We start from the raw sequence: 26,673 nt of genomic DNA, 5'->3' as shown, positions 1-26,673 counted from the left end.
GTCAGGCCCGCGGATGGTGTTGTTGATGTAGCTGCTTCAGCCGTTCTGTGGCTACATGAGTATAAATTTGGGTCGTCGATAAGTCGCTGTGCCCGAGTAACATTTGTACGACACGGAGATCCGCGCCATGGTTCAACAAATGTGTGGCAAATGCATGACGCAAAACGTGCGGCGAGAGGCGATCGCCGTCGATCCCCGCCAGCACCGCATAATGTTTGATCCGGTGCCAAAAGGTCTGGCGGGTCATCTTTTGCGCCCGGCTGCTGGGAAAAAGTACGTCGACGGTCTGCCCGTTCACCAGCCAGGGGCGCCCGTATTCCAGATAGTTCTCCAGCCAGTACACCGCCTCTTCGCCCAGCGGCACCAGACGTTCTTTGTTGCCTTTACCAATCACTCTCACCACGCCCTGACGCAGGCTGACATCGCCCTGCGTCAGCCCCACCAGCTCGGAAACCCGCAGCCCGGTGGCATACAGCACTTCCATCATCGCCTTGTCGCGTAATTCCAGCGGCGTTTCCGTGTCCGGCGCCTGCAACAGCGATTCCACCTGCGCTTCGCTCAAGTCCTTGGGCAGGCGGCGGGGAAGTTTTGGCGATGACAGCAACGCGGAAGGATCGTCCGCGCGCATTTTTTCCCGGTAAAAATATTGGTAAAGGCGGCGCATCGCACTCAGCAAACGCGCTGAACTGCTGGCCTTGTAACCGCCGTCCACCCTCTCGGCCAGGAACCCCAGAAGCTCTTCAGTTCCGGCCTGTTCCAGCGAGGAGCCGTGGTGCGCCAGCCACTGGGCCAACGCCTGCAAATCCAGACGATAGGACGCCAGCGTATTCTCGGCCAGATTTCGCTCCAGCCATATCGCATCAAGAAACTGTTCGATAAGAGCCTGATCCTGCTGCTGCACGCATCCACCCTGTTAGTTACCGCTGTTACATTCCGTCGCTTAGTGTGCATGATGCCTGCGGAGGATTCAAATCTGGTACACTGCCGCCCGGCCCTGACAACGCAATAGTAATACGGAATAGTGATACGGTATGAAAATTGGTCTGTTTTATGGTTCCAGCACCTGCTACACCGAAATGGCGGCGGAAAAAATCCGCGAGACGCTCGGCGAAGAGCTGATTACGCTGCATAACCTGAAAGATGATTCACCCGACCTGATGGAAACGTACGATATCCTGATTCTGGGCATCCCCACCTGGGATTTCGGCGAAATTCAGGAAGACTGGGAAGCGGTGTGGGAGCGGCTGCCTGAGCTGAACCTGAAAGGAAAAATCGTCGCTATGTTCGGCATGGGCGACCAACTGGGGTACGGCGAATGGTTCCTCGACGCCCTGGGCATGCTGCACGATCGCCTGGCGCCGCTGGGCGTCACGTTCGTCGGCTACTGGCCTACCGAAGGTTATGAGTTCACCAGCCCCAAACCGCTTACGCCGGACGGCACACGCTTCGTCGGGCTGGCGCTGGATGAGGTAAACCAATACGACCTGAGCGACGAACGGCTGCAACAGTGGTGTATTCAGATCATGCAGGAGATCGACGCGCTGCTGTGATCGCCTGCGTTTTCATTTCACATTTCCGGCGAAACAGAGCCGGGGAACAGCAGATACTGACGCAACCGGCGCCACTCATCGGGCCGCATACTGTCCGCGGCAAGCCACAGGCGCTTGCTCCGGCCGGTATTTTTCGCCCTGAGCGACAACAGCACGCCGAAATCGCTCATGTGATACGTCCGGCACAGTACCCACGACGTCCCTTTCCAGCGTAGCTCCCCTTCCGGCGCCAGACTCAGCTCTCCCTGATTTTTCGCAATCAGCGTCTGGCTGCGGATGCAGGCGAATACCAGCAGCACCAGCGGAAGCAGCCAGTAAACGCCATAGCTTTCCGGCCAAGGCGACAGCAGGATCAGTAAAATCAGGGCGCCGTGACCGAGCAGAAAAACCAGCTGCGTACGCCACGAAACCCGGATATCACAACGCCAGAGGGCCACGGGCTTGATTTCGCGTCTGAATCAGCGCAATCATGCGCTTCATATCCTCATCCTGAGGTGCCCCGTGATTCATCAGCCAGTTAAACAGGTCCGGATCATCACATTCCAGTAAACGCACGAAAACGCGCTTTTCCTCATCGCTCAGCGAATCATAGTCATGCTCGAAAAAAGGCATGATAGAAACATCAAGCTCACGCATACCGCGACGGCATGCCCAGTGGATCCGTGCTTTATTATCAATATCCATGATTTAAAGGAACCTCTTCTGATTAACACAGACGCCGGCCACACTTCCGGGGCGGCACCGATAACGCCGGTGCAATATACCCTGATGCGGAGAAAAGAAAATGCCGGGCAACACGAACTGTCAAGGATAGCAAAATGCGCCGGTACGTTAAATCTGCCAAACACCGGATCGGGAAGCCGGTTCCAGAAAGATTTCCGTTTGCATTCTTTCCGCCCTCTTTTAACATGAAGCTATCTACCATGAAGCAATCCGGTTCAGCCATCTGGGCCGGCACGCCGTGCCCTATTTAGCAGGAACACATCATGACCCTTAAATACCCTTTTTCTCCGCGCCAACCCGTAGCGGCGAGCCATCTTCCCCTGACGCTGATATCCCTGAACGACTGGGCGCTGGTCAACGTCACCGGCCCCGACGCCGTTAAATATCTGCAGGGCCAGCTGACAGCGGATCTCGACGCCCTGCCCGCCGACGCGCATACCCTGTGCGGCCACTGTGACGCCAAAGGAAAAATGTGGAGCGATTTACGTCTGTTCCACCGCAACGACGGCTTCTCCTACGTGGAACGCCGCAGCATGCTGAAAACCCAGTTGCCTGAGCTGAAGAAATACGCGGTATTTTCCAAAGTGACCATCGCAGCGGACGAAGACGCGATTCTGCTCGGCGTCGCCGGTTTTCAGGCCGGTGCGGCGCTGGCCGCCTGGTTTCCGCAGCGTCCTACGGCGGAACATCCGGTCGTTGAGCATGAAGGCAATACCCTGCTCCATTTCTCTGCGCCGGCGGAGCGCTATTTGTTAGTCGCCACTCCAGAACTGGCGGCACAGCTCGTTGATAAGCTGGAAGGTCAGGCGCAGCTCAGCGACGGCCAGCAGTGGCTGGCGCTGGAAATCGAGGCCGGTAACCCGGTTATCGACAAGGAAAACGGCGCGCAGTTTATTCCTCAGGCGGTAAACCTGCATGCGCTGGGCGGAATCAGTTTCACCAAAGGTTGCTATACCGGGCAGGAGACGGTCGCCAGGGCAAAGTACCGCGGGGCCAACAAGCGCGCGCTTTACCTGCTGAGCGGCAACGCCTCCGTCATTCCGCAGGCGGGCGACGAACTGGAGCTGAAGCTGGGCGATAACTGGCGCCGCACCGGCAGCGTGCTGGCGGCGGTAAAACTGAGTGACGGAACGCTCAGCGTGCAGGCCGTTCTCAATAACGACTTAGCGCCTGACAGCGTGTTGCGCGTGCGTGACGACGGCAGCAGCTCCCTGTCGATCCAGCCGCTGCCTTATTCGCTTAACGAAGAAGAGTAACCGGTGCTGCCCGCGTCATTCCCCGCCGGAAAAGGGGGGAATAACGCGGGAGAAAATCAGAAGTTGTAACCAACGACCAGGTAGTACCCCCAGCCCGTTGACTTCACCTTGAAGTCGCCGTCGCCGAAGTTCAGCTCTGCGCCGTCTGCCCACTGTCCGCCGTTATGGAAGTAACGCGCCACGAATGAGTAGTGCCAGTGATCGTAGTTCAGCGCCAGGATATGGCTGGACGCGATGGAATTATTGGTACGCGCTTTACGGCCGTTATTGTCGCGGAAATCCTTATCGCCCAGATCGGAACCCCAGTCAAAGTTGGTGAATCCGATATAGCTCAGGTTGCCGCCCCACAACGACGTCAGCGGCACGAAGTATTTCACCTTGAAGCGATACCCGTCCCAGCCGTATTCGTTGGCCGCGTTGTAGTTCTGCCACTGGTATTTGGCATAGACGTTGGCGGAAAGGGAGAACGGCAGACCGGTGTCGATATCCGTTCCCAGCCCCATGTACCAGGTGTTCTGGCGTGAACCGGCGTCGCCGTTCCCCATGTCATAAATATAGTTGTTGGCGAAGTACCACTCTTTGAACGGACCAAATCCCAGATCGACGCCCAGCAGCTTATCAATGGAGAAACGCGGCTCAATTTCCATGAACATCGGCGAGCCGTTGTCCCAGATGCCTTTATCCGGCGTATTGCCGGTGCCGAAGAATTTGGGCACATCGATATAGCCGTAAAAATCGAACCAGTCTTTGTGGGCAAACGCCTCATACTCAAGGTAAACATCGTTATTAAGCTTCGGCCCGAAGCGCGTGTGATAGCTACCCACCACGTTCACACTCTGATGCCACCAGTCAGAAACGAATTCGCCGCTTTTATCATCATTGGCGGCAAAAGAGGGCATGCCGTATGACATCGCCATCAGAGCGCCTGCTGCAATAAGTGCTTTTTTCATTTGATTACCCACGCAAATAGAGAACATCCCAGCCGGAGGAAATATGTTATTTGAACAACAAACAGCCTGCTAAAAACCCTGAGTCAGCCGTTTAACGACGCCATTATAGAAATCATTGGTCACAAAAAACTGTGATCACAGATTAATTTCTCAATCACGCAATCGATTGCCATCTCAATAAAAGAAATGAATTGCAGGCGGATTCTACAAACTCTGTGTTATCGGTCAAATATATTTAGCGTGAGGAAATAAAAGGAAAACCACAATTAATTGAAAATTAAAGATAAAGAAAAAATCAGCTCAAAATCCATTCACATCAATAAGTTTTCGTTACCGGCGGATTTTGAAGAAACCGACAATTACGCCGAATCATGTGATTATTGCAACACTTCAGCGCCATCTATTTTGTACCGCCGGCGCATGGCAAACGGACAACACAGGCATTTACACATTTTTTTAAGCTTACACGTGTACACTGGAATAATTCTCAGATAACCTGTTTCTGTCTACTTTGCGGCCAACGGCAGTTTCCGTCACGCCGCCGTACATGCATCAATAATAAGACCCGTTACATATCATTGAGGTAAGGCGCACTATGGCAAAAATCGTTCAGCAGGGATATTCGCTGGCAGAAGAAGTTGCCAACAGCATCAGCCACGGCATCGGATTTATATTTGGCATCGTCGGTCTGGTTTTATTGTTAGTGCAGGCGGTCAGCGACGGCGCCAGCGCTACCGCAATCACCAGTTACAGCCTGTACGGCGGCAGCATGATTCTGCTGTTTCTCGCCTCAACGCTGTATCACGCCATCACGCACCAGGGCGCCAAGCGCTGGCTGAAAACCTTCGACCACTGCGCCATCTACCTGCTGATTGCCGGCACCTATACGCCGTTTCTGTTGGTCGGGCTTGATTCCCTGCTCGCCAAATGGCTGATGGGGATTATCTGGGGAATGGCGCTGCTGGGCGTGCTGTTCAAGCTGGCCTTCACCCATCGTTTTGAGGTGTTGTCGGTGGTGACTTACCTGGTGATGGGCTGGCTCTCGCTGATCGTGATTTATCAGTTGGCGATGAAACTCTCTCTCGGCGGGGTGACGCTGCTGGCGATCGGCGGGGTGGTCTATACGCTGGGCGTAATCTTCTATGTCAGTAAGCGCATACCTTACAATCACGCCATCTGGCATGCCTTCGTGCTGGGCGGCAGCATGTGCCACTTCTTCGCGATTTATCTCTACGTCTGAAACGGCAAAGGCCGTGCGGTGAAAGCACGGCCTCTGCCCTGGGGCGTTCTCTGGTTATTCCGCCTCTGACGCCGTTTCCGGCTGGCGGGTTATCGCCCTGGTCAGCCGGATAACGATTGGCGACAGTAAAATCAGCGCCACCAGGTTCGGCAACACCATCAGGCCGTTAAACATGTCCGCCATGTTCCACACCAGATCGACCTTAAAGAACGACGCCACGAAAATAAACGCGATCACCAGCAGCTGATAAATGCGCACCGCCGTTTGTGAGTTAAACAGGTAACGCACGTTGGTTTCCGCGTAGTAATACCAGCCAATAATGGTGGAAAAGGCAAAGAAGAACAACGACGCCGAAATGAACAGGCTGCCGGCATGGCCGAAAACATACGAGTATGCCTGCTGCGTTACCGCGATGCCCTTACCGCTGAACACGCCGGTAAACGCCTGCTGTACCTGGCCGCCGGCGTCCCAGGCCTTCATGCCGGAGGTGATAATGACCAACGCGGTCAGCGTAACGATCACGCACACCACGAACACGCCCATCATGGCGATGAAGCCCTGCTGCTCCGGACGGGCCACTTTCGCCACCGCATGGGCATGCGGCGTGGACCCCATACCGGCCTCGTTGGAAAACAGGCCGCGCGCAATCCCGAAACGCATCGCCTGCTGAATGGCAATGCCCGCGCCTCCGCCCAGCACCGCGCTGGGATTAAAAGCCGCGACGAAAATCGCTTTGAACGCCGGCAAAATATAGTGCGCATTCAGCGCCAGAATCAGTAATGCCCCGGCCAGGTAAAACACGGCCATGGTCGGCACTACCTTCTCGGTAAACGACGCAATGCTGCGGATGCCGCCCATAATTACGCAGGCGGTGATAATCGCCAGCACCACGCCAACCACCCAGCCGGGAATTCCCAGCGAACCTTCGAACGCTGCGGCGATGGAGTTGGATTGCACCATGTTGCCGATCAGCCCCAGCGCCAGGATGATCAGCACGGCAAACAGGCAGGCCAGCCAGCGGCACTTCAGCCCCTGCTCGATGTAGTACGCCGGGCCGCCGACCGTCTGGCCGTTTTTATCTTTGGATTTGAATTTCTGCGCCAGAATCGCTTCGGCGTAAATCGTTGCCATTCCGAGGAACGACGACACCCACATCCAGAAAATCGCGCCGGGGCCGCCGGCGACAATCGCCGTAGCCGGACCGGCCAGGTTCCCGGTGCCGACCTGACCGGCGATGGCGGTCGCCACCGCCTGAAAAGAACTCATACCCTGTTTGTCGGCTTTGCCGCCCGACATCGTCATGCCGCCGAACAAAGACTTTAACCCCGTACCAAAATGACGGATCTGAATAAAACCGAGACGCAGCGTGTAATAAATGCCGGTACCGACCAGTAAAAAAATCAACAACTCATCCCAAAGCAGGCTGTTAACCTGATTCACCCATTTATCCAGAAGATCCATCATGGCATTACCCCGTAAAGCAAAAAGCACCCGCGCGTGTGGTTCACGCGTCAACGTTATGGTGTGTGACGGAACAGAATCAGAAAGGAAAAACCAGGCAGATATCCCTTGCCATGCAGCAGAAAATCACCAAATCATCCTGTTTCACAGTGAGAACTCTATCACAAACTTTACCCCGTTCCAGCGCCGGCTTGGGGAATAACCGCATGAATAAAAGTGATAATAACTTTGGCTAATGAATGAAGATAATCACATATTTATATGATAAGTAACAAAATAGATAATCAGACACGGATATCCCCCGCAGAGCCTTTGCCCGGAAGTGGATTAGAAAATCTCATATTGCAGAAATGAAAAGAGGAAAACCGGCCAGCAGGATGTCCTGCATAACCGGTTCGGCAGAGGGCGTGAGTACCACGCCCGCAGGGTTACAGGTAGGTCAGCAGATACTCCGTCAGGCACAGAATCGCCATCGCTTGCCCGTACGGCATGGAGGTTAGCGGTATCCGGCGATAAAAATCAAGGTCATGCCCCATCCCGGTGCCGAATGAAACCTGCCTCAGCTCGCCGTCGCCGCTGATATGGGAAATAATGCCCTTAACCGCTTTATCCGCCGTTTCGGCATAGCGCGCGTCCAGGTAACGCATCCGCACCGCCTTCAGCAGACCATACGCAATGCCCGCAGTGGCGGATGCCTCGGTGTACGAATCCGGATCGTCCAGCAGGGTATGCCACAGCCCGCTGTCATGCTGCAAACGGCGCAGCGTTTCCGCCTGACTTTCCAGTACCTGAAGCATAAAGCAACGCGTGGCGTCGCCTTCAGGCAGGTCCAGCAGCGCCAGCAGTTCGGGGATCACCATCGTGATCCAGCTATTGCCGCGCGCCCAGCGCGCGCGGGCAAAATTATGGTTGCCCTCGAAGCTCCAGCCGTGGAACCACAGTCCGCTTTCCCGTTCCATCAGATACTGGGTGTGCACCATAAACTGGTATTTCGCCTCCTCCAGATACTCAGGACGCTTTAACAACTTACCGATCTTCGCCAGCGGCAGCACACTCATCATCAGCGTATCGTCCCAGAGTTGCTGATGGTTTTCTTCTGCCAGGGTGATGTGTTGCAGCCCTCGTTTTTCCGTACGCGGCATGTCATACATCACCCACTGCGCCCATCGCTCCAGATAAGGCAGCCAGCGCGGATCCCGGGTTTCCTCATAGCGGTAAGCCAACGTCAGGAAAGGACACATGGTGTTAACGTTTTTCGTCGGCGTTCCTTCTTCCAGACGCGCGGAGAACCAGTCGTCCACGATGTTGCACATGCGCTCATTGCCGGTCTGGCGGTAATACTGGTAGATACCATACAGCCCGATGCCGTGGGTCCACTCCCAGCCTGCCCAGCCTTTGGTGTCGATCACCCGTCCGTCATCCAGGCGCAGCAGGAACTCGCCGGTATCATCCTTAATATTGATCAGGTTATCCGTCAGGATATGGATCAACCGTTTCAGCTCATCCCGATCGATAAAACGTTCAGGCTGACGCAGTAACGGGCTGTGTTTTACCGGATAGACGATCATGACAACTCCTTCAGTTCAAAGAAAAACTCACGCACGCTCCAGTCGGGTCAGCGCTTTGGCCGCCGGCTTGTGACGATTGAGGTAGCCGATGTTATTGTTTCCCCACAGGCACTCGTAAGGCATGCCCGCCAGCATTTCGACGGTGGCCCTGGCCTCCGGAGCGATCTGCTCCGGAACGATGCGTCCGGCCTGGCGCATTTTTACCGTTTCCTCATTCAATACCCGGTGCGTTTGCAGATTCAGACGAAAACGCAGGGAGATGAAGAAGCCGACACACAGCACGCAGACCGTGCCAACGCTCAATATCATCAGAATGGTGTGGCTGACCGCCGGCGATTGCTCACTCTGGCCGGAAACAAAGCCGGACAACTGCATCACGATGCCGACCAGCATCACCGCACCGGCCTGCGATGCTTTGCGCGTCAGGGTCATGATGCCGGCGAAAATGCCTTCGCGGCGCTGCCCGGTGATGATTTCATCCACATCGGCGATGTAGGTGTAGGTATTCCAGGGAACGTAGTTGATCCCGCCGCGCCCTAACCCCGCGATGGCGGAAACCAGCAGCAACAGGGCAAAAACGTCCGCCATTCCGCTGTAATACAGCAAAGCATAGGAAACGGCGCTGCAACCGAACACCAATACCACCAGCCGGTAGGAAGGCGCGGGACCGAAGCGGATGCACAGGGGGATCATGCCGATGACGGCGATAAACTGCATGATAGCCATGGTGCCCATCAGGTTAGACGCCGTCGTGGCGCTCTGCATCAGCACAAACACCACGTAATAGGTGAAGACGGCGTTGAAAACATCCTGCGCGATATAGCCACCAAGGTACATCCCGAGGTGCTGACGGAAAATGCGGATGCGCAGCGTGGACGTCAGTTCAACGTTCAGCCGCTTGATGCGCTGCCCCAGCGTCAGCCTGCTCTGCTCCTCTTCCGCACGCTTCGCCGCCTCCGACATCTGATCGCGCGGGCGCTCCCAGGTGAAGCAATAGACCAGCGTCAGCACCAGCGCGCAAATCACCGAAAACACCAGGCTGGCATAGAAGAAGGACACCGCGTTGTCCTTACCGAAGTGAGAAAGGAGAATGCCGGGCAGGAACGCCGCCAGAATCGCCGACAGCTGCGCCAGCGCGATACGCGCCCCGGAAAACTTGGTTTTCTGTTTGAAGTCGTCGGTCATTTCCGGCACCAGGGTTTCATATGGCACCAGAATCATGGTGTACACCACGTCAAAAAACAGATAGGTCAGCAGGTAATACCAATAACTCATTTCGCCGACCCACATCAGGCTGTAACTAAAGACCAGCGGGATACCCAGCAAAATAAAAAACTTACGGCGCCCGAAGCGTTTACCCAGCCAGCTGGAGCCGAAATTGTCGGTCAGAAACCCCATCAGCGGACTTACCACGGCATCCGCCACCCGGGCCATGGCAAAAATGAACGTTGCCTCGATCGGGGTCAGCCCGCAAAACGTGGTGTAAAAGTAGAGCAGCCAGGCCGCCGTCAGCGCCGTCGTCCCTGCACCGAGAAAATCTCCTGAACCGTAGGCCAGGTAATTTATTAAGCCTATCTTACGTGTCTTCATTACTTTGCTCTCCGAGTTATCCGTGCGGAGCGATCGCAATCGGGTCCTTTTTAACCAGCAGACCCGCCATGCCACTAAAGTAAAGCGACACCCAGACCAAAACCTTTGCGTTTTTGCCGCAGGCACTTCTCAGGTGGCAAACACACAAAGAATATAATGATCCTCTTCATGTTTTAAAAACAATGTTTCATTTTTAAAGATCCCACGTTTCACAACCTGCAAATTTGAGCCATAAATAATTTTGATGAAACGGACATAGACAGTCAGTTGAATAATGGAAGAGAAAGCGGGAAGGAAGCATAAAAAAGGCCCGTGAAGCGATCACGGGCCGTGGATTATTGCGGGACAGAAACTTACTCGTATTCTGAAATCGGTACGCAAGAGCAGAACAGGTTACGGTCGCCGTAAACGTCGTCCAGGCGCTTCACCGTCGGCCAATACTTATTCTCGCGCGTCGCCGCGGACGGGAATACCGCCAGATCGCGTGAATACGGGTGCTCCCAGTTCGCCGTCAGCTCATTCTGCGTATGCGGCGCATTCACCAGCGGGTTGTCATCCAGCGGCCATTCACCGCTGCTGACGCGATCGATCTCCGCACGAATCGCCAGCATCGCATCAATAAAGCGATCCAGTTCAGCCTTGCTCTCGGATTCGGTCGGCTCCACCATCAGCGTACCGGCAACCGGGAAGGACATGGTCGGGGCATGGAAGCCGTAATCGATCAGGCGCTTGGCGATATCCATTTCGCTGATGCCGGTTTGCTCCTTCAGCGGACGGATATCCAGAATGCACTCGTGGGCCACCAGGCCGTCACGACCGGTGTACAGCACCGGATAAGCCTGCTTCAGGCGCCCGGCGATATAGTTGGCGTTCAGGATCGCCACTTCGCTGGCCTGCTTCAGCCCTTCCGCGCCCATCATGCGGATGTACATCCAGCTGATTGGCAAAATCGACGCGCTGCCGAACGGCGCAGCGGACACCGCGCCCTGCGTGGTGGTCAGCCCATCGATTTGCACCACGGTATGGCCGGGAACGAACGGAGCCAGGTGCGCTTTAACGCCGATCGGCCCCATGCCCGGTCCGCCGCCGCCGTGCGGGATGCAGAAGGTTTTGTGCAGGTTCAGGTGCGAAACATCCGCGCCGATGTAGCCCGGCGTGGTGATCCCAACCTGCGCGTTCATGTTGGCGCCGTCCAGATAAACCTGGCCGCCGTATTGATGAACGATCTGGCACACTTCACGGATAGTTTCTTCATACACCCCGTGGGTGGACGGGTAAGTCACCATAATGCAGGAAAGCGCATCGCCGGCCTGCTCCGCCTTCAGGCGCAGATCGTGCAGATCGATATTGCCCTGCGCATCACACGCCACGACCACCACGCTCATGCCCGCCATCTGGGCGGAAGCCGGGTTGGTGCCGTGGGCTGAGCTGGGTATCAGGCAAATATGACGCCCGTGGTCGTTGCGGCTGGCGTGATAACGGCGAATCGCCAGCAGCCCGGCATATTCCCCCTGCGCGCCGGAGTTCGGTTGCATGCACACCGCATCATAGCCGGTCAGCAATACCAGCCACTGGGAAAGCTGGGAAATCATCGTCTGATACCCCATCGCTTGTTCCGGCGGGCAGAAAGGATGCAGCTCGGCGAATTCCGGCCAGGTGATTGGGATCATCTCCGCCGCCGCGTTAAGCTTCATGGTGCAGGAACCCAGCGGGATCATCGCCTGGTTCAGCGCCAGATCCTTACGCTCCAGACGATGCATATAACGCATCATCTCGGTTTCGCTGTGATAACGGTTAAACACCGGATGCGTCAACATCTCACCGGTGCGCAGCAACTGCTCCGGAATGCTGCCGGCGCTGTCGGATGTGACCAGCGCGTCCAGCGTCTCGATGTCCAGCCCGTGGCCTTCGCCCAGCAGCACGCTGAACAACGCCTCCACGTCTTCACGGGTGGTCGTCTCGTCCAGGGAAACGCCCACCGCGCCCGGCAGATCGCTGCGCAGGTTGAAGCCGTAGCTCAGCGCGCGGGCCAACACCTGGGCCTTATCTTTCACCACCACGCTCAGCGTGTCGAACCAGGTATGGTTACGCAACGCCACGTCTTTCTGGCGCAGGCCGGCGGCCAGGATGTCGGTCAGGCGGTGAATGCGGCCGGCGATGCGTTTCAGCCCTTCAGGACCGTGATAAACCGCGTAGAAACCGGCGATGTTCGCCAGCAGTACCTGCGAAGTACAAATGTTGGAGTTGGCCTTTTCACGGCGGATATGCTGCTCACGGGTCTGCATCGCCATACGCAGCGCGGTGTTGCCCGCGGCGTCGCGCGACACGCCGATGATGCGGCCCGGCATAGAGCGCTTGAATTCATCCCGGCAGGCGAAAAACGCCGCGTGCGGGCCGCCGTAGCCCATCGGCACCCCGAAACGCTGCGCAGAGCCGAACACCACGTCCGCGCCCAGCTTGCCCGGCGCTTCCAGCAGCACCAGCGCCATAATGTCGGCCGCCATGCAGGTAATCACTTTACGCGCTTTCAGATCCGCCATCAGCGCGCCGTAATCATGTACATCGCCGCCGGTGCCGATCTGCTGTAACAGCACGCCGAATACGCCCTGATGCTCGAGCGCTTTCTCCGCCTTATCGACGATCACCTCAAAACCGAAGGTTTCCGCCCGGGTACGCACCACGTCGAGGGTTTGCGGGTGAACGTCGTCGGCCACGAAAAAGAGATTGGCGTCTTTCAGCTTGCTGGCGCGCTTGGCCAGCGCCATCGCTTCCGCTGCCGCGGTCGCCTCATCCAGCAGCGAGGCTGAGGCCAGATCCATGCCGGTCAGATCCAGCGTCATCTGCTGGAAGTTCAGCAATGCTTCCAGGCGCCCCTGCGACACTTCCGGCTGATACGGCGTGTAGGCGGTGTACCAACCCGGATTCTCCAGCAGGTTGCGCAGGATAACCGGCGGCATCTGCACGCCGTAGTACCCCATGCCGATAAAGGATTTGTAACGCTGGTTTTGTTCGGCGATCGCCTTCAGCTCAGCCAGCGCCTGATGTTCGGTGACGGCGTCGCCCACCGCCGGCGGCGCGGGCAGCTGAATATCAGAGGGCACGATTTGCGCGATCAGGTCGCGCAGTGATTTCACACCGAGGGTTTCCAGCATCTGACTCTGCTGTCCGGCAGAGGGGCCGATATGACGGGCGATGAACGCTTCGCTGTTTTCAAGCTGGCTGAGTGTCTGGGTCATGGGCTGTTTATTCCTGAAATGGAGAAATTCCTGACATAAGGAACACAAAAGAAATCCATAACAAACCTGCCTGCTGCGTCGCAGACAGGTTGGTCATCAATCTCACCCGCCGCCGCAGCGGCGGGAAGATAGCCGGGCGGGCAATCAGTCGTCGATGCTTTCCTGATAAGCCGCCGCGTCCAGCAGGCCGCCGATCTGCGATTCATCAGACGCCTTAATCTTGAACAGCCAGCCTTCAGCGTAAGGCGCGCTGTTCACCAGCTCCGGCGCGCCGTCCAGCTCGCCGTTCACTTCAACGATTTCGCCGTCGATCGGCGCATAGATATCGGAAGCCGCCTTCACAGACTCGGCGACCGCGCAGTCGTCCCCGGCGCTGAACTGTGTGCCCACTTCGGGCAGGTCAACGAAAACCATGTCGCCAAGCAGCTCCTGCGCATGCTCGGTGATCCCGACGCAGTAAACGCCGTTGCCTTCAGCGCGGACCCACTCATGCGATTCGGTATATTTCAATTCAGTTGGCACGTTGCTCATCGCCATCCTCTCCTGGAAGTGTGTTTATCAGATGCTTAATAAATTATTACCCGGCGTCATTACACCAGGCTTTTCCCGTTACGTACAAAGCCGGGCTTCACCACCCGCACCGGCATTTCGCGATTGCGAATCTCAACGATCGCCTCATCGCCGATACCGGCCGGCACCCGTGCCAGCGCGATACTGAAACCAAGGGTGGGGGAAAATGAACCGCTGGTGATAATCCCCTGACACGGCTTGCCGTGATCGTCAGTGAAGCGCACCGGCAGGCCGTTACGCAATACGCCTTTCTCGGTCATCACCAGGCCGACCAACTGCTCCGTGCCTTTTTCACGCTGCTGTTCCAGCGCCGCACGGCCGATAAAGTCACGATCCGCCGGCTCCCAGGCAATGGTCCAGCCCATGTTGGCCGCCAGCGGGGAAACGCCCTCGTCCATCTCCTGGCCGTACAGGTTCATTCCCGCTTCGAGACGCAGCGTATCACGCGCGCCCAGACCGCAAGGCTTCACGCCTGCCTGTTCCAGACGTTGCCAGAAAGTCACCGCGTCCTGCTTCGGTAAGGCGATTTCATAGCCCGCTTCACCGGTATAGCCGGTCGTGGCGATAAACAGTTCGCCGCTCTGCACGCCGAAAAACGGCTTCATGCCGCTGACGGCCTGCTTTTGCTCCGCGCTGAACAACGTGGCGGCCTTTTCTTTGGCCTGCGGCCCCTGAACGGCGATCAGCGCCAGATCGTCGCGCACGGTGATCTCAAGATGGTAAGGCCCGGCATGCTCCCCGATCCACGCCAGATCTTTCTCGCGCGTGGCGGAGTTCACCACCAGGCGGTAATACTCATCGGTCAGGTAATAGACGATCAGGTCATCAATCACGCCGCCGGAGGCATTCAGCATGCCGGTGTAGAGGGCTTTGCCGGGCTGCGTCAGTTTGTCGACGTCGTTTGCCAGCAGGTAACGGAGAAATTCGCGGGTACGCGCGCCGTGCATATCGACGATGGTCATATGGGAAACATCGAACATGCCGGCATCCTGACGCACGGCGTGGTGTTCATCCATCTGGGAGCCATAGTGCAGCGGCATCATCCAGCCGTGGAAATCGACCATGCGGGCGCCGCTGGCGACGTGTTGATCATAAAGCGGAGTCTTGCTTGCCATTCTTACCCCTTCCTCCTTGGTATGCGCCAACGACGCATGAGAAACAGTGAGAGCACGCAGATGAGTCATCCGGATGGGGCCCGGAGGTTCACCGGCGCGGAAACAAACAATCCGTCGTCATGCCCTGCGCAGAGGCGGAAAGCATCACGACGCAAACGTTATCCTGCCTAAGACGGTATCACCGAATCAGGCGATTAACCATAAGTTAAAATAAACGTAACAGCAGAATAAAGTGATTTTTCAGAAGGGAATAGTGCAGAAGTTTCATCTGGAAAACTGCGCCAAACGGCACATAACGCACAATTTCCGCGTCATTTCTGTGAAGTTATATAATGCGGGGCGGCAAACACGAATAAAAAATGCCGGATGTTAACGAATCCGGCATAAAAAAAAGTAATCCAAAAAAGGCGCTGTTATTAGAATATTTCAAACCGCCGCGCCATTCAGGAAGCAACGCGCAGCCAGTCTGGCAAATCCTGCAATCCCATGGCGTAGCGCACCAAACGGGGCTTCACGCCGGGCAGGTTATCCGCCAGCGTCAGCCCGACGTCACGCAGCAATTTTTTCGCCGGATTGCCGCCGGCAAACACGTCGCGGAAGCCCTGCATCGCCATAAGCATCACCGCCGCACTGTATTTGCGCGCACGTTCATAGCGGCGCAGATAGAGGTAACTGCCGATATCTTTCCCCTGCTTGTGCAAACGGCGGATTTCGGCAGCCAGTTCGGCGGCGTCCATAAAGCCCAGGTTAACGCCCTGTCCTGCCAGCGGATGAATGGTGTGCGCAGCGTCGCCCGCCAGCGCCAGCCGGTGCGCGGCAAAACTGCGGGCATAGCGCCCGGTCAGCGGGTAAACCCCGCGCTCGCTGACCAGTTCGCAGCACCCCAGCCGGGTGTCGAACGTGACTGCCAGCTCGCGGTTAAAATCTTCTTCCGGCAGGGCAGCCAGCCGCTGCGCTTCGTCCGGCGCAACCGACCAAACGATGGAGCACAAATGAGGATCGCTGAGCGGCAGAAACGCCAGGATGCCGTCATGATGAAAAACCTGGCGCGCGCAGCCTTCATGAGGCTCTGCGGTGCGAATAGTTGCGACCAGCGCATGATGGCGGTAATCCCAGAAGGTCAGGGGAATATCTGCCTGCTGACGCAGCCAGGAGCGGGCGCCGTCGGCGCCGACCAGCAAGCGGGCGGTCAGCATTTCGCCGCTATCCAGAGTGACAAACGCTTCGTTTTCACCACGGGCAACCTGAGCGAACGACGCCGGCGCCAGTAGCGTAACGTCGGGCAGTTGGCTGACCTTTTGCCACAGCGCCTGCTGGATAACGCTGTTCTCGATGATATGGCCGAGGTGCGGATGGCCGTATTCGTCGGCGCGGAAAGCAATGCGCCCGAAGCTGTCGCAATCCCAGACCTCCATGCCCTGATAAGCGCTGGCGCGCAACGAGAGGATGTCCTGCCACACGCCCAGATGTTGCAGCAGACGCTCGCTGGCGGCGTTAATCGCGGAAACCCTCAGGGACGGCTCATCCGCGGGCGTCACCGTGTCCGGCAGGCGATTTTCCACCACCGCAATACGCAGCCCGCTGCCCTGCAGGCCGGCGGCCAGCGCCAGCCCGACCATTCCGCCCCCGGCGATCACCACGTCGAATGATTGCATGATTGTTGGTTTTCCTTTTCGTTACATCAGGTTGTCTGGCGGGGCATGTTGTGCATTACAGGATTGCGCACGCCAAACAGCGCCGTTTATATGTCGTACCTTTACTGCTTATGCGCAGCAACCCACCCCAGCGTGCGGTGGGCCAGTATATCGCGCAGCGGCGGCGCCATTTCCATCGCCATCAGGCCCAGATTGCGCCCGACAACCAACGGCGCCAGACGGTTGGCAAACAGATGGATCAGGCCGTCCGTCATGCCGATGGTGTCGCGTTGATCGGCGGCGCGGCTGCGCTGGTATTTCGCCAGCACCTGATGGCTGCCGATGTCTTCGCCGTTCATGGCCGCGGCGGTAACGGTTTCCGCCAGCGCGATAACGTCGCGCATACCCAGGTTAAACCCCTGCCCGGCGATGGGGTGCAGCGTCTGCGCCGCGTTCCCCACCAGCGCCAGGCGGTGGCTGATATGCTGTTCGGCGGTGGTCAGGCGCAACGGGTAGCTGTGGCGCGTTCCTGCGCGCAACAGGGTGCCCAGACGCCAGCCGAACGCGCGTTGCAGGCGACGCAGGAATTCCGCGTCGCTCCAGCCGTCCACCTCGTGTTGATCCTGCGCTGCATGGCACCACACCAGCGAACTGCGCCCTTCGCTCATCGGCAGCATCGCCAGCGGGCCGTTGGCGGTGAAACGCTCAAACGCCCGCCCCTGGTGCGCCTGCGAAGTCAGCACGTTGGCGATCACGGCGATCTGATGGTACTCCTCCGTCCGCCAGCGCACCTGACAATGATGCGCCAGCGGCGAAGCAGAGCCGTCCGCGGCGACCAGCAGATCGGCGCTGAGCCGCGTGCCGTTATCCAGTTCCACCGTTGCCGAGCCGGTCTCGCGCTGAACGCCGACCACGCTGGCCGGGCAGTGCAGCGTTACGCCCGGCGCTTTCTCCAGCAGGCGAAACAGACGGCTGCCGACCTGATGCAGCTCCACCACCTGCCCCAGCGCGGGAATCTGATAGTCGGAAGCCTGCATCGTCACGAAGCCGGCGTGACCGCCATCGCTGACGTGCACGCTGTCAATCGGCGTCGCGCACGACTGCAGTGCCTGCCACACACCGATGCGCGCCAGTTGCTGACAGGTGCCCTGCGCCAATGCGATGGCGCGGGCGTCAAACCCAGGGTGCGCCCGGCCGGAAGGCGACACCGCCTCGACCAGCTCGATACCGATGCGCCCTTCACTCAGGGCGGAAACGGCCAGCGCCAACGTCGCGCCGGCCATTCCGCCTCCCACTATGATCATTTTCATGCCGGTTACCTGGCAGCGGCCATCAGGGCCTCAATATCATCCGCTTTTTTCACCACGTCTTTGGTCAGCACCTCAAACCCATCCACGGTGATCAGAATGTCATCCTCAATACGCACGCCGATGCCGCGATACTCCTGCGGCACATCCGCGTCCGGCGCAATATACAGCCCCGGCTCCACGGTCAGCACCATTCCCGGCTCCAGAATACGGTCGCGCGCGGAACTGCCGTAATCACCGACATCGTGCACATCCAGCCCCAGCCAATGGCTGATCCCGTGCATAAAGAACTGACGGTGCGCCTGTTCGGCGATCAATGTTTCCAGGTCGCCCTTCATCACGCCCAGCGCCATCAGCCCTTCAACCATCACGCGTACCGCCGCTTCATGCGCCTCGCGGATGCTGCTTCCCGGCCCGAAAACCTCAAACGCTTTATCCATCGACGCCAGCACTAAGTCGTAAATCGCGCGCTGCGCCGGGCTAAACGTGCCGTTGACCGGGAAGGTACGGGTGATATCGCCGGCGTAGCCCTGATATTCACATCCGGCGTCGATCAGCACCAGATCGCCGTCTTTCAGCTCGGATTCATTTTCGGTGTAATGCAGAATACAGGCATTTTCGCCCCCGCCCACGATGGTGTTGTAGGAGGGATAACGGGCGCCGTGACGGTTAAATTCGTGATGGATTTCGCCTTCGAGCTGATACTCGAACATCCCCGGACGGCACGCCTGCATCGCGCGGGTATGGGCCAACGCGGAAATCTCGCCCGCCCGGCGCATCAGCGCCACTTCTTCCGGTGACTTGAACAGACGCATCTCATGCACCCAGGGGCGCCAGTCAGTCAGCGAAACCGGCGCTTTGAAATTCTGCCGGGCGCCGTTGCGCAATTTTTCCAGCGCGGCGAAGACGATCGCGTCGGCATAGGCGTAAAGGCCCTGCGCGTGGTAGACCGTATCTAGTCCGTTGAGCAGCAGATGCAGCTGCTCGCCCAAGTCGCCGAACGGCAGGGCACGATCGACACCGAGCTTCTCCGGCGCAGCCTCCTGCCCCAGGCGACGCCCGAACCAGATTTCCGCGGTCAGATCGCGTACGCGGTTAAACAACACGCTGTGGCTGTGAGTTTCATCGCTTTTTATCAGGAGTAACAGGGCTTCCGGTTCGTTAAAGCCGGTCATGTACCAAAAATCGCTGTTTTGACGATAGGGATAATCGCTGTCCGCGCTGCGAATGCTTTCCGGCGCGGCGAAAAATAACGCGGCGCTGCCGGGCGCCATTTTAGCCAGCAATGATTTACGTCGGCGCTGAAACTCTTGCAGGGTCATGACCTTCTCCTGATAAAAGCAGATATTTATCGTTCAGGCGGGGTGAGGTTTCCCCGCCGGTGATTGTTCAGTGCAATATTGTTCAGTGCAATGTGGGTTTACGGCTCTCCGGCGCCAGCGGTTGTTGCTGAACGAACTCGCTGTGACACAGCATTGCCGCCATGCGCACATATTCCGCCACCTCTTCCAGAGACTGTTCCAGTTCTTCCTGATCTTCGTCTTCGTCGTAACCCAACTGCGCGATATTGCGCAGATCGTCGATCGCTTCGCCGACTTCGTTGCGGACCTTATCCAGCTTAGGCTGCATCACGCCCAGCCCCAGCAGGAAATGGTTCACCCATCCCGCCAGCGCATCGGCGCGCTCAAAGACCGAAACGTCGTCCCCGTCCGGCAGCATCATCTGAAAACCGAAACCGTCATCTTCCAGCGACTCGCGCGTTGACTGATAAACCGCGTCCAGCGGCTGCGACAACGCCAGCGGCCAGGCTTCGCCTTCGTTGGTCAGGTCGTGCAGCAACGTCTTCCAGCTGGCGTCACGGTTGCCGCCGCACAGAATACCACTCAGCAAACCGTGCATTTCCGCCGCCGTCAGGGCGACGCTTTGCTGTTGCAGGGCGCGGTTGAGCGCCGCGTAATCAGGTAAAGTATTCTCAATAGACATACAATGGTCATCGTTGGCAGGGAAAGTTCATGTTATGCTACCACCAAGGTCAGTCGCTATACCAGAAATGGGCATTTCCGGTCAAAAAACGACAGGGGAAAGGGTTGTATCACAGCGGCGAGGTAGATATAGTTGCGCCTTCCGATCCGGAAGCCCGTATCAGAAAGCGTGAAAAATTAGGCAGGAAGGTGGTATGTCGGCACAACCGGTAGATATTCAAATTTTTGGCCGCACATTGAGAGTGAATTGCCCCCCGGAACAACAGGATGCGTTGAACCAGGCGGCGGAAGACCTCAACCAGCGGTTGCAAGATCTTAAAGTTCGCACTAGAGTCACCAATACGGAACAGTTGGTTTTTATCGCGGCATTGAACGTATGTCACGAACTGGCGCAGGAGCGATTGAAAACCCGCGATTATGCCGCCAATATGGAACAAAGAATCCGGATGTTGCAGCAGACCATTGAACAGGCGTTGCTGGAACAGGGTAAGATCACTGAGCGCCAGAGCGCACAGTTTGATTGATTGTAACTTATTATTTCACAAAGAAATTTTTTACCAAAATTTGCTTTTCAATGGTCAGAAATGTGTTAGGATAAGTTCAAAGCAGTAGACGAATCCAAGATTTCTCTGAGGTGTTTGTCGGTGGGCCAGTCCCCTGAGCCGATATTTCATACCACAAGAATGTAGCGATCCGTGGTCGGTGAGCACGCTCGGTTTCCGAGAAGCCTTAAGGCTGCGACGCTATGTTCACCTTGAACCCAGGGTTCAAGGGTTACAGCCTGCGACGGCATCTCGGAGATTCCCCCTTTTTAGCACTCCCTGTATTGTTTCTGAGCGTTGCTTATGACAGCAATCAATGATGCTTTTCCCGTTTCCCGTGATGCTATCCGCCGTGAAGTACGGGCGCGACGTCGTGCGCTCAGCCCGCGTGAACAGCATCAGGCGGCCGAACGCATCGTTGAGCGGGTTATCGGGCATCCGCGCATGCAGGCAGCAAAAAACATCGCTGTCTTTCTGTCATTTGACGGCGAGCTTAATACCCAACCTTTAATCGAACGTCTCTGGCAGGCCGGTAAACACGTCTGCCTGCCGGTCGTGCATCCGTTCAGTCCGGGGCATTTGCTGTTTCTGACCTACGCGCCGGATACGCCAATGACCACCAATGGCTTTGGCATCCGCGAACCGCGCCTCGACGTACGCCACGTTCTGCCAATCAACGCGCTGGATATCATCCTCACTCCGCTGGTCGCTTTTGACGAACAGGGGCAACGGCTGGGGATGGGCGGCGGCTTCTACGACAGAACGCTGCAAAACTGGCAACACGGCGGGCCGTACCCTGTCGGCCTGGCCCACGACTGTCAGCGGGTCGAAACCCTGCCCGCACAAAGCTGGGACGTACCTCTGCCGGAAATCATCACGCCCGGCGCGCACTATCGCTGGTGACGATCCGCAAACAAAAAGAAAAAGCCGGCGTCAAGCCGGCTTTGTCATTCATCGGAAGGTAAAATCAGTGCAGCAGACGGGCACGGATAGTGCCGGGAATGGCCTTCATGCGCAGCAATGCCGCCTGCGCACGCTCGGTTTCCGTTTCAACATCGATAACCACGTAGCCCATCCGCGCGTTGGTTTGCAGGTACTGCGCGGCAATGTTCACCCCTTCTTCGGCGAAGATCTGGTTAAGCTGCGTCATGATGCCCGGGCGGTTTTCATGAATATGCAGCAGACGGCTGACGTTGGTCGCATGTTCCGGCAGAGAAACCTCCGGGAAGTTCACCGCGGAAAGCGTTGAACCGTTGTCGGAGTATTTCACAAACTTACCGGCCACTTCCGCGCCGATGTTTTCCTGCGCTTCCTGCGTCGAACCGCCGATGTGCGGCGTCAGCAGCACGTTATCGAATTCACACAGCGGCGAATTGAACGGATCGTCGTTGGTTGCCGGCTCTTCCGGGAAGACGTCGAGAGCCGCCCCAGCCAGATGCTTGCTTGACAGCGCATTGCACAATGCAGAAATATCCACCACGGTGCCGCGCGAAGCGTTGATCAGGATCGAGCCGGGTTTCATCAACGACAGTTGAGCGGCGCCGATCATATTCTTGGTCGATGCGGTTTCCGGCACGTGCAGCGTCACCACATCGCTCATGTTGAGCAGGTCGGACAGATGACGCACTTGCTGCGCGTTACCGAGCGGCAGTTTGTTTTCAATATCATAAAAGAAAACGTTCATGCCGATGCCTTCGGCCAGAATCCCCAGCTGTGTGCCGATATGGCCATAACCGATGATGCCCAGCTTCTTACCGCGCGCCTCAAAGCAGCCGTTCGCGTTTTTAAACCACTGCCCGCGGTGCGCCTTGGCGTTGGCCGCCGGAATGCCACGCAGCAGCAGCAGCAGCTCGCCCAGCACCATCTCCGCCACGGAACGGGTGTTGGAGAACGGCGCGTTGAACACCGGAATGCCTCGGCGTTCCGCAACCTCCAGGTTGACCTGATTGGTTCCGATACAAAAACAGCCAACTGCAACCAGCTTTTCCGCCGCGGCGAAAATCTCTTCGGACAGGTGGGTCCGGGATCGTATACCGATGAAGTGCGCGTCACGGATAGCCGACTTCAACGACTCATCATCCAGCGCCCCCTTGTGATATTCAATGTTGGTATAGCCGGAAGCGCGCAGGATATCCACGGCGCTTTGATGAACCCCTTCCACCAGCAAGAACTTAATCTTGTCTTTCTCCAAAGAAACTTTTGACATGACCCAACCCTATACGATGAAACATCAATGTTATTTTTAACTACCGTTTTTCTCACAACCTTCTGTCAACATAACAAAATTTCCGGGCCGGGCAAGCCAATCGATTGCTATCCTAACAGCACAAGGGTTAGTCAGCGCCGGCTTTTTTGGCGAAAAATACTGCGTCCGGAGGAAGTGTCAGCGGGAAAGTTAGCCGCAGGCGGGATATGTGATATATGTCACTAAATTACGGCGGATATGAAAAAAATTAAATCACGCTGTTTTGATCTTTCATCATAGAGAAAACGCCCGCGCTTCACGGCGGGCGTTTTACCCGTCAAGCCTTGATCGTTTTCACGCCATCGGCCGTACCGACCAGCGCGACATCCGCGCCGCGACCGGCGAACAGCCCGACGGTCACCACGCCTGCGATGCCGTTGATTTTGTTTTCCAACGCCACCGGGTCCAGGATTTTCAGGTTATGGACGTCCAGAATCACGTTGCCGTTATCCGTTAACACGCCCTGACGGTACTCCGGCACGCCGCCCAGCTTCACCAGCTCGCGGGCCACGTAGGAGCGGGCCATCGGAATCACTTCCACCGGCAGCGGGAACTTGCCCAGCACGTCCACCTGCTTGGAAGCATCAACGATACAGACGAAGGTTTTCGCCACCGCCGCCACGATTTTCTCACGCGTCAGCGCGGCGCCGCCGCCTTTGATCATGTTCATGTGGCCGTCGATCTCGTCGGCGCCGTCGACATACACATCCAGGCTATCAATCGCATTAAGGTCAAACACCGGAATACCCAGCGCTTTCAGCTTCTCGGTCGACGCGTCCGAACTGGATACCGCGCCTTCAATCTGCCCTTTCATTGTGCCCAGCGCATCAATAAAGTGCGCCGCAGTGGAGCCGGTTCCCACACCGACGATCGTTCCGGGCTTTACAAACTTCAGCGCTTCCCAGCCAACGGCTTTTTTCAGTTCATCCTGCGTCATGTCAGAGTCCTATAACGTATGCAACGAAAACGTGTGCGTATTATAGGCCCGCTGACGCAATTATCTACGCCGACTGCGTGCCGGCAGCAGCGGCTGAAGCGATTTTCCTGCCTTGAGGGAGATAATTGCGACAAAAACGCGCAGCAAAATGCAAAAATGTGGCATATTGCCTGTAGCAATAAAAAGAATAAATTCAGAGGAAGTGAGACTCGCGATGAAACGCCCGGACTACCGGACACTACAGGCATTGGATGCAGTTATACGCGAACGTGGTTTTGAGCGCGCGGCCCAAAAACTTTGTATAACGCAATCGGCCGTGTCCCAACGCATTAAACAGCTTGAAAATCTCTTCGGCCAGCCGCTGCTGGTGCGTACCGTTCCGCCACGTCCGACGGAGCAGGGGCAGCGCCTGCTGGCTCTGTTGCATCAGGTGGAACTGTTGGAAGAAGAGTGGCTGGGCACCGACAGCAGCAGCGACGGCCCGCTGCTGCTTTCCCTGGCGGTCAACGCCGACAGTCTCGCCACCTGGCTGCTGCCCGCGCTGCGCCCGGTATTGAGTGATTCCCCGCTGCGCCTGAACCTTCAGGTGGAAGACGAAACCCGAACCCAGGAACGCCTGCGCCGCGGTGAAGTAGTCGGCGCCGTCAGTATCCAGCCTCAGCCGTTGCCCAGTTGCCTGGTCGACCGCCTTGGCGCGCTGGACTACCTGTTCGTCGCCTCGCCGGAATTCGCCGCGCGCTATTTCCCCAACGGCGTCACCCGCTCTTCGCTGCTGAAAGCGCCGGTAGTGGCGTTTGATCACCTCGATGACATGCATCAGGCATTCCTGCAACAGAACTTTGAGCTGCCGCCCGGCAGCGTGCCGTGTCACATCGTCAACTCGTCTGAAGCCTTCGTACAGCTGGCATTGCAGGGCACCACCTGCTGTATGATCCCGCACCTGCAAATCGAAAGAGAACTGAGCGAAGGAACGTTGATTAACCTGACGCCCGGCCTGTTGCAGCGCCGTATGCTGTACTGGCATCGTTTTGCGCCGGAAAGCCGGATGATGCGCCGCGTCACCGACGCGTTGCTCAGCCACGGTCATAAGGTATTACGGCAGGACTAAAGAAACGGCCTCCGTAAAGGAGGCCGTGAAGCGGAATTACTTGGTAAGGCTGAACACCACATCCACCTGATCGTCGAAGTGAATGGACTGCTGTTCATAAGTTTGCCCGGCGCTGGTTTTCGGCGCGGCGTCGGCCGCCATATACATGCGGGTTACCGGCATCGGCTGATAGTTCGACACATGATAACGGATGCTGTATACCTGCCCCAGTTGCATATCAAACCCTTTCGCCAACGACTTCGCCTGGGCGATGGCATTGGCAATCGCCTTCTGGCGCGCCTCTTCGCGGTAAGCATCCGGCTTGGCTACGCCCAGCTCAACGGCGCGGATTTCGTTCAGGTTCGCTTTCAGGGCGCCGTCCAGAATGGTATTCAGCTTGTCTAACTGACGCACGATGACCTGAACCTGACGATCCGCGCGATAGCCTTTCAGCTCGGATTTACCGTCTTTCAGGTAGTCATACTCCGGCTGCGTGCTCAGGTTGGCAGCGTTAATATCTTTCTTCTCAATGCCGCTGCTCTCCAGAAAATCGAAGTACTTGGCAACCCGGGCATCCACCTCATTTTTAGCCCCGGCGGCATCTTTGGCTGATGCGGTCACCACAATGGTCAGCGTGGCGATGTCCGGCGTCGCCTCAACGCTGGCGGTTCCTGACGTCACGACGTGCGGCCCTTCCGGCAGTTCGGCGGCCTGTAATCCCGTGGCGGCAGCGCCCAGTCCCAGCATTGCGGCAATCGCGAGTGCTTTCAGCTTCATGGTGTCTCCTTTCTAATCAGACATGCTGTGCAAAAATAACAACGTCACAGTGATACCGCTAACGGGGCGCCGCTGCAACAGAGAATTTTTGCAGTTTATCAACCCTCTGCTGCAAGATTCTTCCAGAATCCTCCGTAATATCAGGAGAAATAGCTCATACCGTGGCGCGCCAGCTGGAATGCAATCGTCCACATAATAATGCCCACCAGGATATTAATAATGCGCTGCGCACGCGGCGTGCTCAGCCAGGGCGCCATCCACGACGCCAGCCAGGCCAGGGAGAAGAACCACACAACGGAGGCGCTGACGGCCCCCAGGGCGAACCAGCTACGCACGTCCGCCGCCAGTTGCCCGCCCAGGCTGCCCAGCACTACGAAAGTATCCAGATAAACGTGCGGATTCAGCCAGGTGACCGCCAGCATCGTCACCACCAGCCGCCAGCGGCTTTGCTGCACCGCCTCGCTGCCGGCCTGGACTTCACTGGCGCTGAGCGCCGCTCTGAACGCCCCCCAGCCGTACCACAACAGAAACACCACGCCGCCCCAGGTGACCAGCATCAGCAGCAAACGGGACTGGCTCAGCAACGCGCTGCCGCCGAAGATCCCAGCGCAAATCAGAATGATGTCGCTGAGGGCGCACAACCCGGCGATCATCATATGATACTGACGGCGAATCCCCTGACTCATCACAAACGCGTTTTGCGGCCCCAGCGGCAAAATCATGGCGGCGCTGAGCGCAAACCCCTGAAAATAAACCGACAACATGCATATACCTCGTTATATCAAGACGCTAATTTTTACGGAATGCGCAGATACTACGACGAAGATGAAATAAGGGGAAATGGATGATTCTTATGGATGATTAGCAGATCTTATGGCGCGGATGCCCGGAGAGTGATAACCC

The 26,673-nt window shown here is 57.2% G+C and carries 25 protein-coding genes and 1 other RNA gene; 8 read left to right on the top strand and 18 right to left on the bottom strand.

Annotated features, from left to right (window positions below):
- Position 1: 1 nt before the first annotated feature.
- Positions 2-901, bottom strand: coding sequence for a site-specific tyrosine recombinase XerD (gene xerD / locus C8D90_RS07020; RefSeq protein ID WP_115457709.1), 900 nt, complete (start codon positions 899-901; stop codon positions 2-4).
- A 130-nt stretch (positions 902-1,031) separates the two neighbouring features.
- Between xerD and fldB the strand changes: the two genes are divergently transcribed.
- Positions 1,032-1,550, top strand: coding sequence for a flavodoxin FldB (fldB, locus tag C8D90_RS07015; RefSeq protein ID WP_115457708.1), 519 nt, complete (start codon positions 1,032-1,034; stop codon positions 1,548-1,550).
- Between the two features lie 17 nt (positions 1,551-1,567).
- Here fldB and C8D90_RS07010 read toward each other — a convergent pair whose 3' ends face one another.
- A complete protein-coding gene (locus C8D90_RS07010) occupies positions 1,568-1,987 on the bottom strand; it encodes a protein YgfX (RefSeq protein WP_115457707.1) in 420 nt (139 codons plus the stop codon).
- Entirely contained in the window at positions 1,968-2,234 is a 267-nt protein-coding gene (sdhE, locus tag C8D90_RS07005; protein WP_115457706.1) for an FAD assembly factor SdhE, read from the bottom strand. The genes C8D90_RS07010 and sdhE overlap by 20 nt, the downstream gene beginning before the upstream one ends.
- Positions 2,235-2,536: 302 nt before the next feature.
- On the opposite strand from sdhE, the gene ygfZ reads away from it, so the two are divergent.
- Entirely contained in the window at positions 2,537-3,529 is a 993-nt protein-coding gene (ygfZ, locus tag C8D90_RS07000) for a tRNA-modifying protein YgfZ (protein WP_115457705.1), read from the top strand.
- Positions 3,530-3,585: 56 nt separating this feature from the next.
- Here ygfZ and C8D90_RS06995 read toward each other — a convergent pair whose 3' ends face one another.
- Entirely contained in the window at positions 3,586-4,479 is an 894-nt protein-coding gene (locus C8D90_RS06995) for a nucleoside-specific channel-forming protein Tsx (protein ID WP_115457704.1), read from the bottom strand.
- Positions 4,480-5,074: 595 nt separating this feature from the next.
- Between C8D90_RS06995 and trhA the strand changes: the two genes are divergently transcribed.
- A complete protein-coding gene (trhA, locus tag C8D90_RS06990; RefSeq protein ID WP_115457703.1) occupies positions 5,075-5,719 on the top strand; it encodes a PAQR family membrane homeostasis protein TrhA in 645 nt (214 codons plus the stop codon).
- A gap of 54 nt (positions 5,720-5,773) precedes the next feature.
- Here trhA and C8D90_RS06985 read toward each other — a convergent pair whose 3' ends face one another.
- Positions 5,774-7,180: an alanine/glycine:cation symporter family protein gene (locus C8D90_RS06985; RefSeq protein WP_115457809.1), complete on the bottom strand. Its 1,407-nt coding sequence runs from the start codon at positions 7,178-7,180 to the stop codon at positions 5,774-5,776.
- Position 7,181: 1 nt separating this feature from the next.
- On the opposite strand from C8D90_RS06985, the gene C8D90_RS21945 reads away from it, so the two are divergent.
- Complete coding sequence (locus C8D90_RS21945; RefSeq protein WP_147291337.1) at positions 7,182-7,382, top strand: hypothetical protein; 201 nt, start codon at positions 7,182-7,184, stop codon at positions 7,380-7,382.
- Between the two features lie 226 nt (positions 7,383-7,608).
- Here C8D90_RS21945 and bglB read toward each other — a convergent pair whose 3' ends face one another.
- The 9 genes from bglB to C8D90_RS06940 form a co-directional block, all read right to left on the bottom strand.
- Positions 7,609-8,748 carry a beta-galactosidase BglB gene (gene bglB / locus C8D90_RS06980; RefSeq protein ID WP_115457702.1) on the bottom strand — a complete coding sequence of 380 codons (1,140 nt, stop codon included), beginning with the start codon at positions 8,746-8,748 and terminating at the stop codon, positions 7,609-7,611.
- 27 nt (positions 8,749-8,775) lie between these two features.
- Positions 8,776-10,338 (bottom strand): MFS transporter, encoded by a 1,563-nt coding sequence (locus C8D90_RS06975; protein WP_115457701.1) that lies wholly within the window; start codon positions 10,336-10,338, stop codon positions 8,776-8,778.
- 353 nt (positions 10,339-10,691) lie between these two features.
- Positions 10,692-13,574 (bottom strand): aminomethyl-transferring glycine dehydrogenase, encoded by a 2,883-nt coding sequence (gene gcvP / locus C8D90_RS06970; protein ID WP_115457700.1) that lies wholly within the window; start codon positions 13,572-13,574, stop codon positions 10,692-10,694.
- Positions 13,575-13,718: 144 nt separating this feature from the next.
- A complete protein-coding gene (gene gcvH / locus C8D90_RS06965) occupies positions 13,719-14,105 on the bottom strand; it encodes a glycine cleavage system protein GcvH (protein ID WP_115457699.1) in 387 nt (128 codons plus the stop codon).
- Between the two features lie 59 nt (positions 14,106-14,164).
- A complete protein-coding gene (gcvT, locus tag C8D90_RS06960; protein ID WP_115457698.1) occupies positions 14,165-15,259 on the bottom strand; it encodes a glycine cleavage system aminomethyltransferase GcvT in 1,095 nt (364 codons plus the stop codon).
- Positions 15,260-15,702: 443 nt separating this feature from the next.
- Positions 15,703-16,914 (bottom strand): FAD-dependent 2-octaprenylphenol hydroxylase, encoded by a 1,212-nt coding sequence (gene ubiI, locus C8D90_RS06955; protein WP_115457697.1) that lies wholly within the window; start codon positions 16,912-16,914, stop codon positions 15,703-15,705.
- A 101-nt stretch (positions 16,915-17,015) separates the two neighbouring features.
- The gene (gene ubiH / locus C8D90_RS06950; RefSeq protein WP_115457696.1) at positions 17,016-18,203 is read right to left on the bottom strand and encodes a 2-octaprenyl-6-methoxyphenyl hydroxylase; all 1,188 of its coding nucleotides are present in this window, start codon (positions 18,201-18,203) and stop codon (positions 17,016-17,018) included.
- Positions 18,204-18,208: 5 nt separating this feature from the next.
- On the bottom strand, positions 18,209-19,522 hold the full coding sequence (gene pepP, locus C8D90_RS06945) for a Xaa-Pro aminopeptidase (RefSeq protein WP_115457695.1): 1,314 nt from the start codon (positions 19,520-19,522) through the stop codon (positions 18,209-18,211).
- Between the two features lie 82 nt (positions 19,523-19,604).
- Positions 19,605-20,183, bottom strand: a complete 579-nt coding sequence (locus C8D90_RS06940) for a YecA/YgfB family protein (protein ID WP_115457694.1) — start codon at positions 20,181-20,183, stop codon at positions 19,605-19,607.
- A 193-nt stretch (positions 20,184-20,376) separates the two neighbouring features.
- Between C8D90_RS06940 and zapA the strand changes: the two genes are divergently transcribed.
- The 3 genes from zapA to C8D90_RS06925 all read left to right on the top strand — a co-directional run bounded on the left by zapA (position 20,377) and on the right by C8D90_RS06925 (position 21,627).
- On the top strand, positions 20,377-20,706 hold the full coding sequence (gene zapA, locus C8D90_RS06935; RefSeq protein ID WP_115457693.1) for a cell division protein ZapA: 330 nt from the start codon (positions 20,377-20,379) through the stop codon (positions 20,704-20,706).
- A gap of 99 nt (positions 20,707-20,805) precedes the next feature.
- A non-coding RNA gene (gene ssrS, locus C8D90_RS06930) (6S RNA) lies at positions 20,806-20,987 on the top strand.
- Positions 20,988-21,027: 40 nt separating this feature from the next.
- Positions 21,028-21,627 carry a 5-formyltetrahydrofolate cyclo-ligase gene (locus tag C8D90_RS06925; protein ID WP_115457692.1) on the top strand — a complete coding sequence of 200 codons (600 nt, stop codon included), beginning with the start codon at positions 21,028-21,030 and terminating at the stop codon, positions 21,625-21,627.
- A gap of 64 nt (positions 21,628-21,691) precedes the next feature.
- Here C8D90_RS06925 and serA read toward each other — a convergent pair whose 3' ends face one another.
- Together serA and rpiA are read right to left on the bottom strand one after the other, a co-directional pair.
- Entirely contained in the window at positions 21,692-22,930 is a 1,239-nt protein-coding gene (gene serA, locus C8D90_RS06920; RefSeq protein ID WP_115457691.1) for a phosphoglycerate dehydrogenase, read from the bottom strand.
- 316 nt (positions 22,931-23,246) lie between these two features.
- Positions 23,247-23,906: a ribose-5-phosphate isomerase RpiA gene (gene rpiA, locus C8D90_RS06915; RefSeq protein WP_115457690.1), complete on the bottom strand. Its 660-nt coding sequence runs from the start codon at positions 23,904-23,906 to the stop codon at positions 23,247-23,249.
- A gap of 214 nt (positions 23,907-24,120) precedes the next feature.
- On the opposite strand from rpiA, the gene C8D90_RS06910 reads away from it, so the two are divergent.
- Positions 24,121-25,014: a LysR family transcriptional regulator ArgP gene (locus C8D90_RS06910; RefSeq protein WP_115457689.1), complete on the top strand. Its 894-nt coding sequence runs from the start codon at positions 24,121-24,123 to the stop codon at positions 25,012-25,014.
- A gap of 36 nt (positions 25,015-25,050) precedes the next feature.
- Here C8D90_RS06910 and C8D90_RS06905 read toward each other — a convergent pair whose 3' ends face one another.
- Together C8D90_RS06905 and argO are read right to left on the bottom strand one after the other, a co-directional pair.
- Positions 25,051-25,770: an oxidative stress defense protein gene (locus tag C8D90_RS06905; RefSeq protein WP_115457688.1), complete on the bottom strand. Its 720-nt coding sequence runs from the start codon at positions 25,768-25,770 to the stop codon at positions 25,051-25,053.
- A gap of 140 nt (positions 25,771-25,910) precedes the next feature.
- Positions 25,911-26,534 (bottom strand): arginine exporter ArgO, encoded by a 624-nt coding sequence (gene argO, locus C8D90_RS06900; RefSeq protein WP_115457687.1) that lies wholly within the window; start codon positions 26,532-26,534, stop codon positions 25,911-25,913.
- Positions 26,535-26,673 lie beyond the last annotated feature (139 nt).

Source organism: Enterobacillus tribolii (assembly GCF_003363015.1).
Lineage (GTDB): Bacteria > Pseudomonadota > Gammaproteobacteria > Enterobacterales > Enterobacteriaceae > Enterobacillus > Enterobacillus tribolii.
The sequence above is the reverse complement of the archived record's forward strand: the minus strand, read 5'-3'. Positions and strand labels throughout refer to the sequence as shown.

What these genes read in the sequence shown, in the direction of transcription:
- ygfZ (WP_115457705.1), top strand. Translation starts at nt 2,537, where the DNA reads ATGACCCTTAAATACCCTTTTTCTCCGCGCCAACCCGTAGCGGCGAGC.
- gcvT (WP_115457698.1), bottom strand. Translation starts at nt 15,259, where the DNA reads ATGGCAAGCAAGACTCCGCTTTATGATCAACACGTCGCCAGCGGCGCC.
- C8D90_RS06975 (WP_115457701.1), bottom strand. Translation starts at nt 10,338, where the DNA reads ATGAAGACACGTAAGATAGGCTTAATAAATTACCTGGCCTACGGTTCA.
- fldB (WP_115457708.1), top strand. Translation starts at nt 1,032, where the DNA reads ATGAAAATTGGTCTGTTTTATGGTTCCAGCACCTGCTACACCGAAATG.
- C8D90_RS06995 (WP_115457704.1), bottom strand. Translation starts at nt 4,479, where the DNA reads ATGAAAAAAGCACTTATTGCAGCAGGCGCTCTGATGGCGATGTCATAC.
- C8D90_RS06985 (WP_115457809.1), bottom strand. Translation starts at nt 7,180, where the DNA reads ATGGATCTTCTGGATAAATGGGTGAATCAGGTTAACAGCCTGCTTTGG.
- sdhE (WP_115457706.1), bottom strand. Translation starts at nt 2,234, where the DNA reads ATGGATATTGATAATAAAGCACGGATCCACTGGGCATGCCGTCGCGGT.
- bglB (WP_115457702.1), bottom strand. Translation starts at nt 8,748, where the DNA reads ATGATCGTCTATCCGGTAAAACACAGCCCGTTACTGCGTCAGCCTGAA.
- gcvP (WP_115457700.1), bottom strand. Translation starts at nt 13,574, where the DNA reads ATGACCCAGACACTCAGCCAGCTTGAAAACAGCGAAGCGTTCATCGCC.
- zapA (WP_115457693.1), top strand. Translation starts at nt 20,377, where the DNA reads ATGTCGGCACAACCGGTAGATATTCAAATTTTTGGCCGCACATTGAGA.
- pepP (WP_115457695.1), bottom strand. Translation starts at nt 19,522, where the DNA reads ATGACCCTGCAAGAGTTTCAGCGCCGACGTAAATCATTGCTGGCTAAA.
- C8D90_RS06925 (WP_115457692.1), top strand. Translation starts at nt 21,028, where the DNA reads ATGACAGCAATCAATGATGCTTTTCCCGTTTCCCGTGATGCTATCCGC.
- C8D90_RS06905 (WP_115457688.1), bottom strand. Translation starts at nt 25,770, where the DNA reads ATGAAGCTGAAAGCACTCGCGATTGCCGCAATGCTGGGACTGGGCGCT.
- rpiA (WP_115457690.1), bottom strand. Translation starts at nt 23,906, where the DNA reads ATGACGCAGGATGAACTGAAAAAAGCCGTTGGCTGGGAAGCGCTGAAG.
- gcvH (WP_115457699.1), bottom strand. Translation starts at nt 14,105, where the DNA reads ATGAGCAACGTGCCAACTGAATTGAAATATACCGAATCGCATGAGTGG.
- C8D90_RS06940 (WP_115457694.1), bottom strand. Translation starts at nt 20,183, where the DNA reads ATGTCTATTGAGAATACTTTACCTGATTACGCGGCGCTCAACCGCGCC.
- serA (WP_115457691.1), bottom strand. Translation starts at nt 22,930, where the DNA reads ATGTCAAAAGTTTCTTTGGAGAAAGACAAGATTAAGTTCTTGCTGGTG.
- trhA (WP_115457703.1), top strand. Translation starts at nt 5,075, where the DNA reads ATGGCAAAAATCGTTCAGCAGGGATATTCGCTGGCAGAAGAAGTTGCC.
- ubiH (WP_115457696.1), bottom strand. Translation starts at nt 18,203, where the DNA reads ATGAAAATGATCATAGTGGGAGGCGGAATGGCCGGCGCGACGTTGGCG.
- C8D90_RS21945 (WP_147291337.1), top strand. Translation starts at nt 7,182, where the DNA reads ATGGCATTACCCCGTAAAGCAAAAAGCACCCGCGCGTGTGGTTCACGC.
- argO (WP_115457687.1), bottom strand. Translation starts at nt 26,534, where the DNA reads ATGTTGTCGGTTTATTTTCAGGGGTTTGCGCTCAGCGCCGCCATGATT.
- C8D90_RS06910 (WP_115457689.1), top strand. Translation starts at nt 24,121, where the DNA reads ATGAAACGCCCGGACTACCGGACACTACAGGCATTGGATGCAGTTATA.
- ubiI (WP_115457697.1), bottom strand. Translation starts at nt 16,914, where the DNA reads ATGCAATCATTCGACGTGGTGATCGCCGGGGGCGGAATGGTCGGGCTG.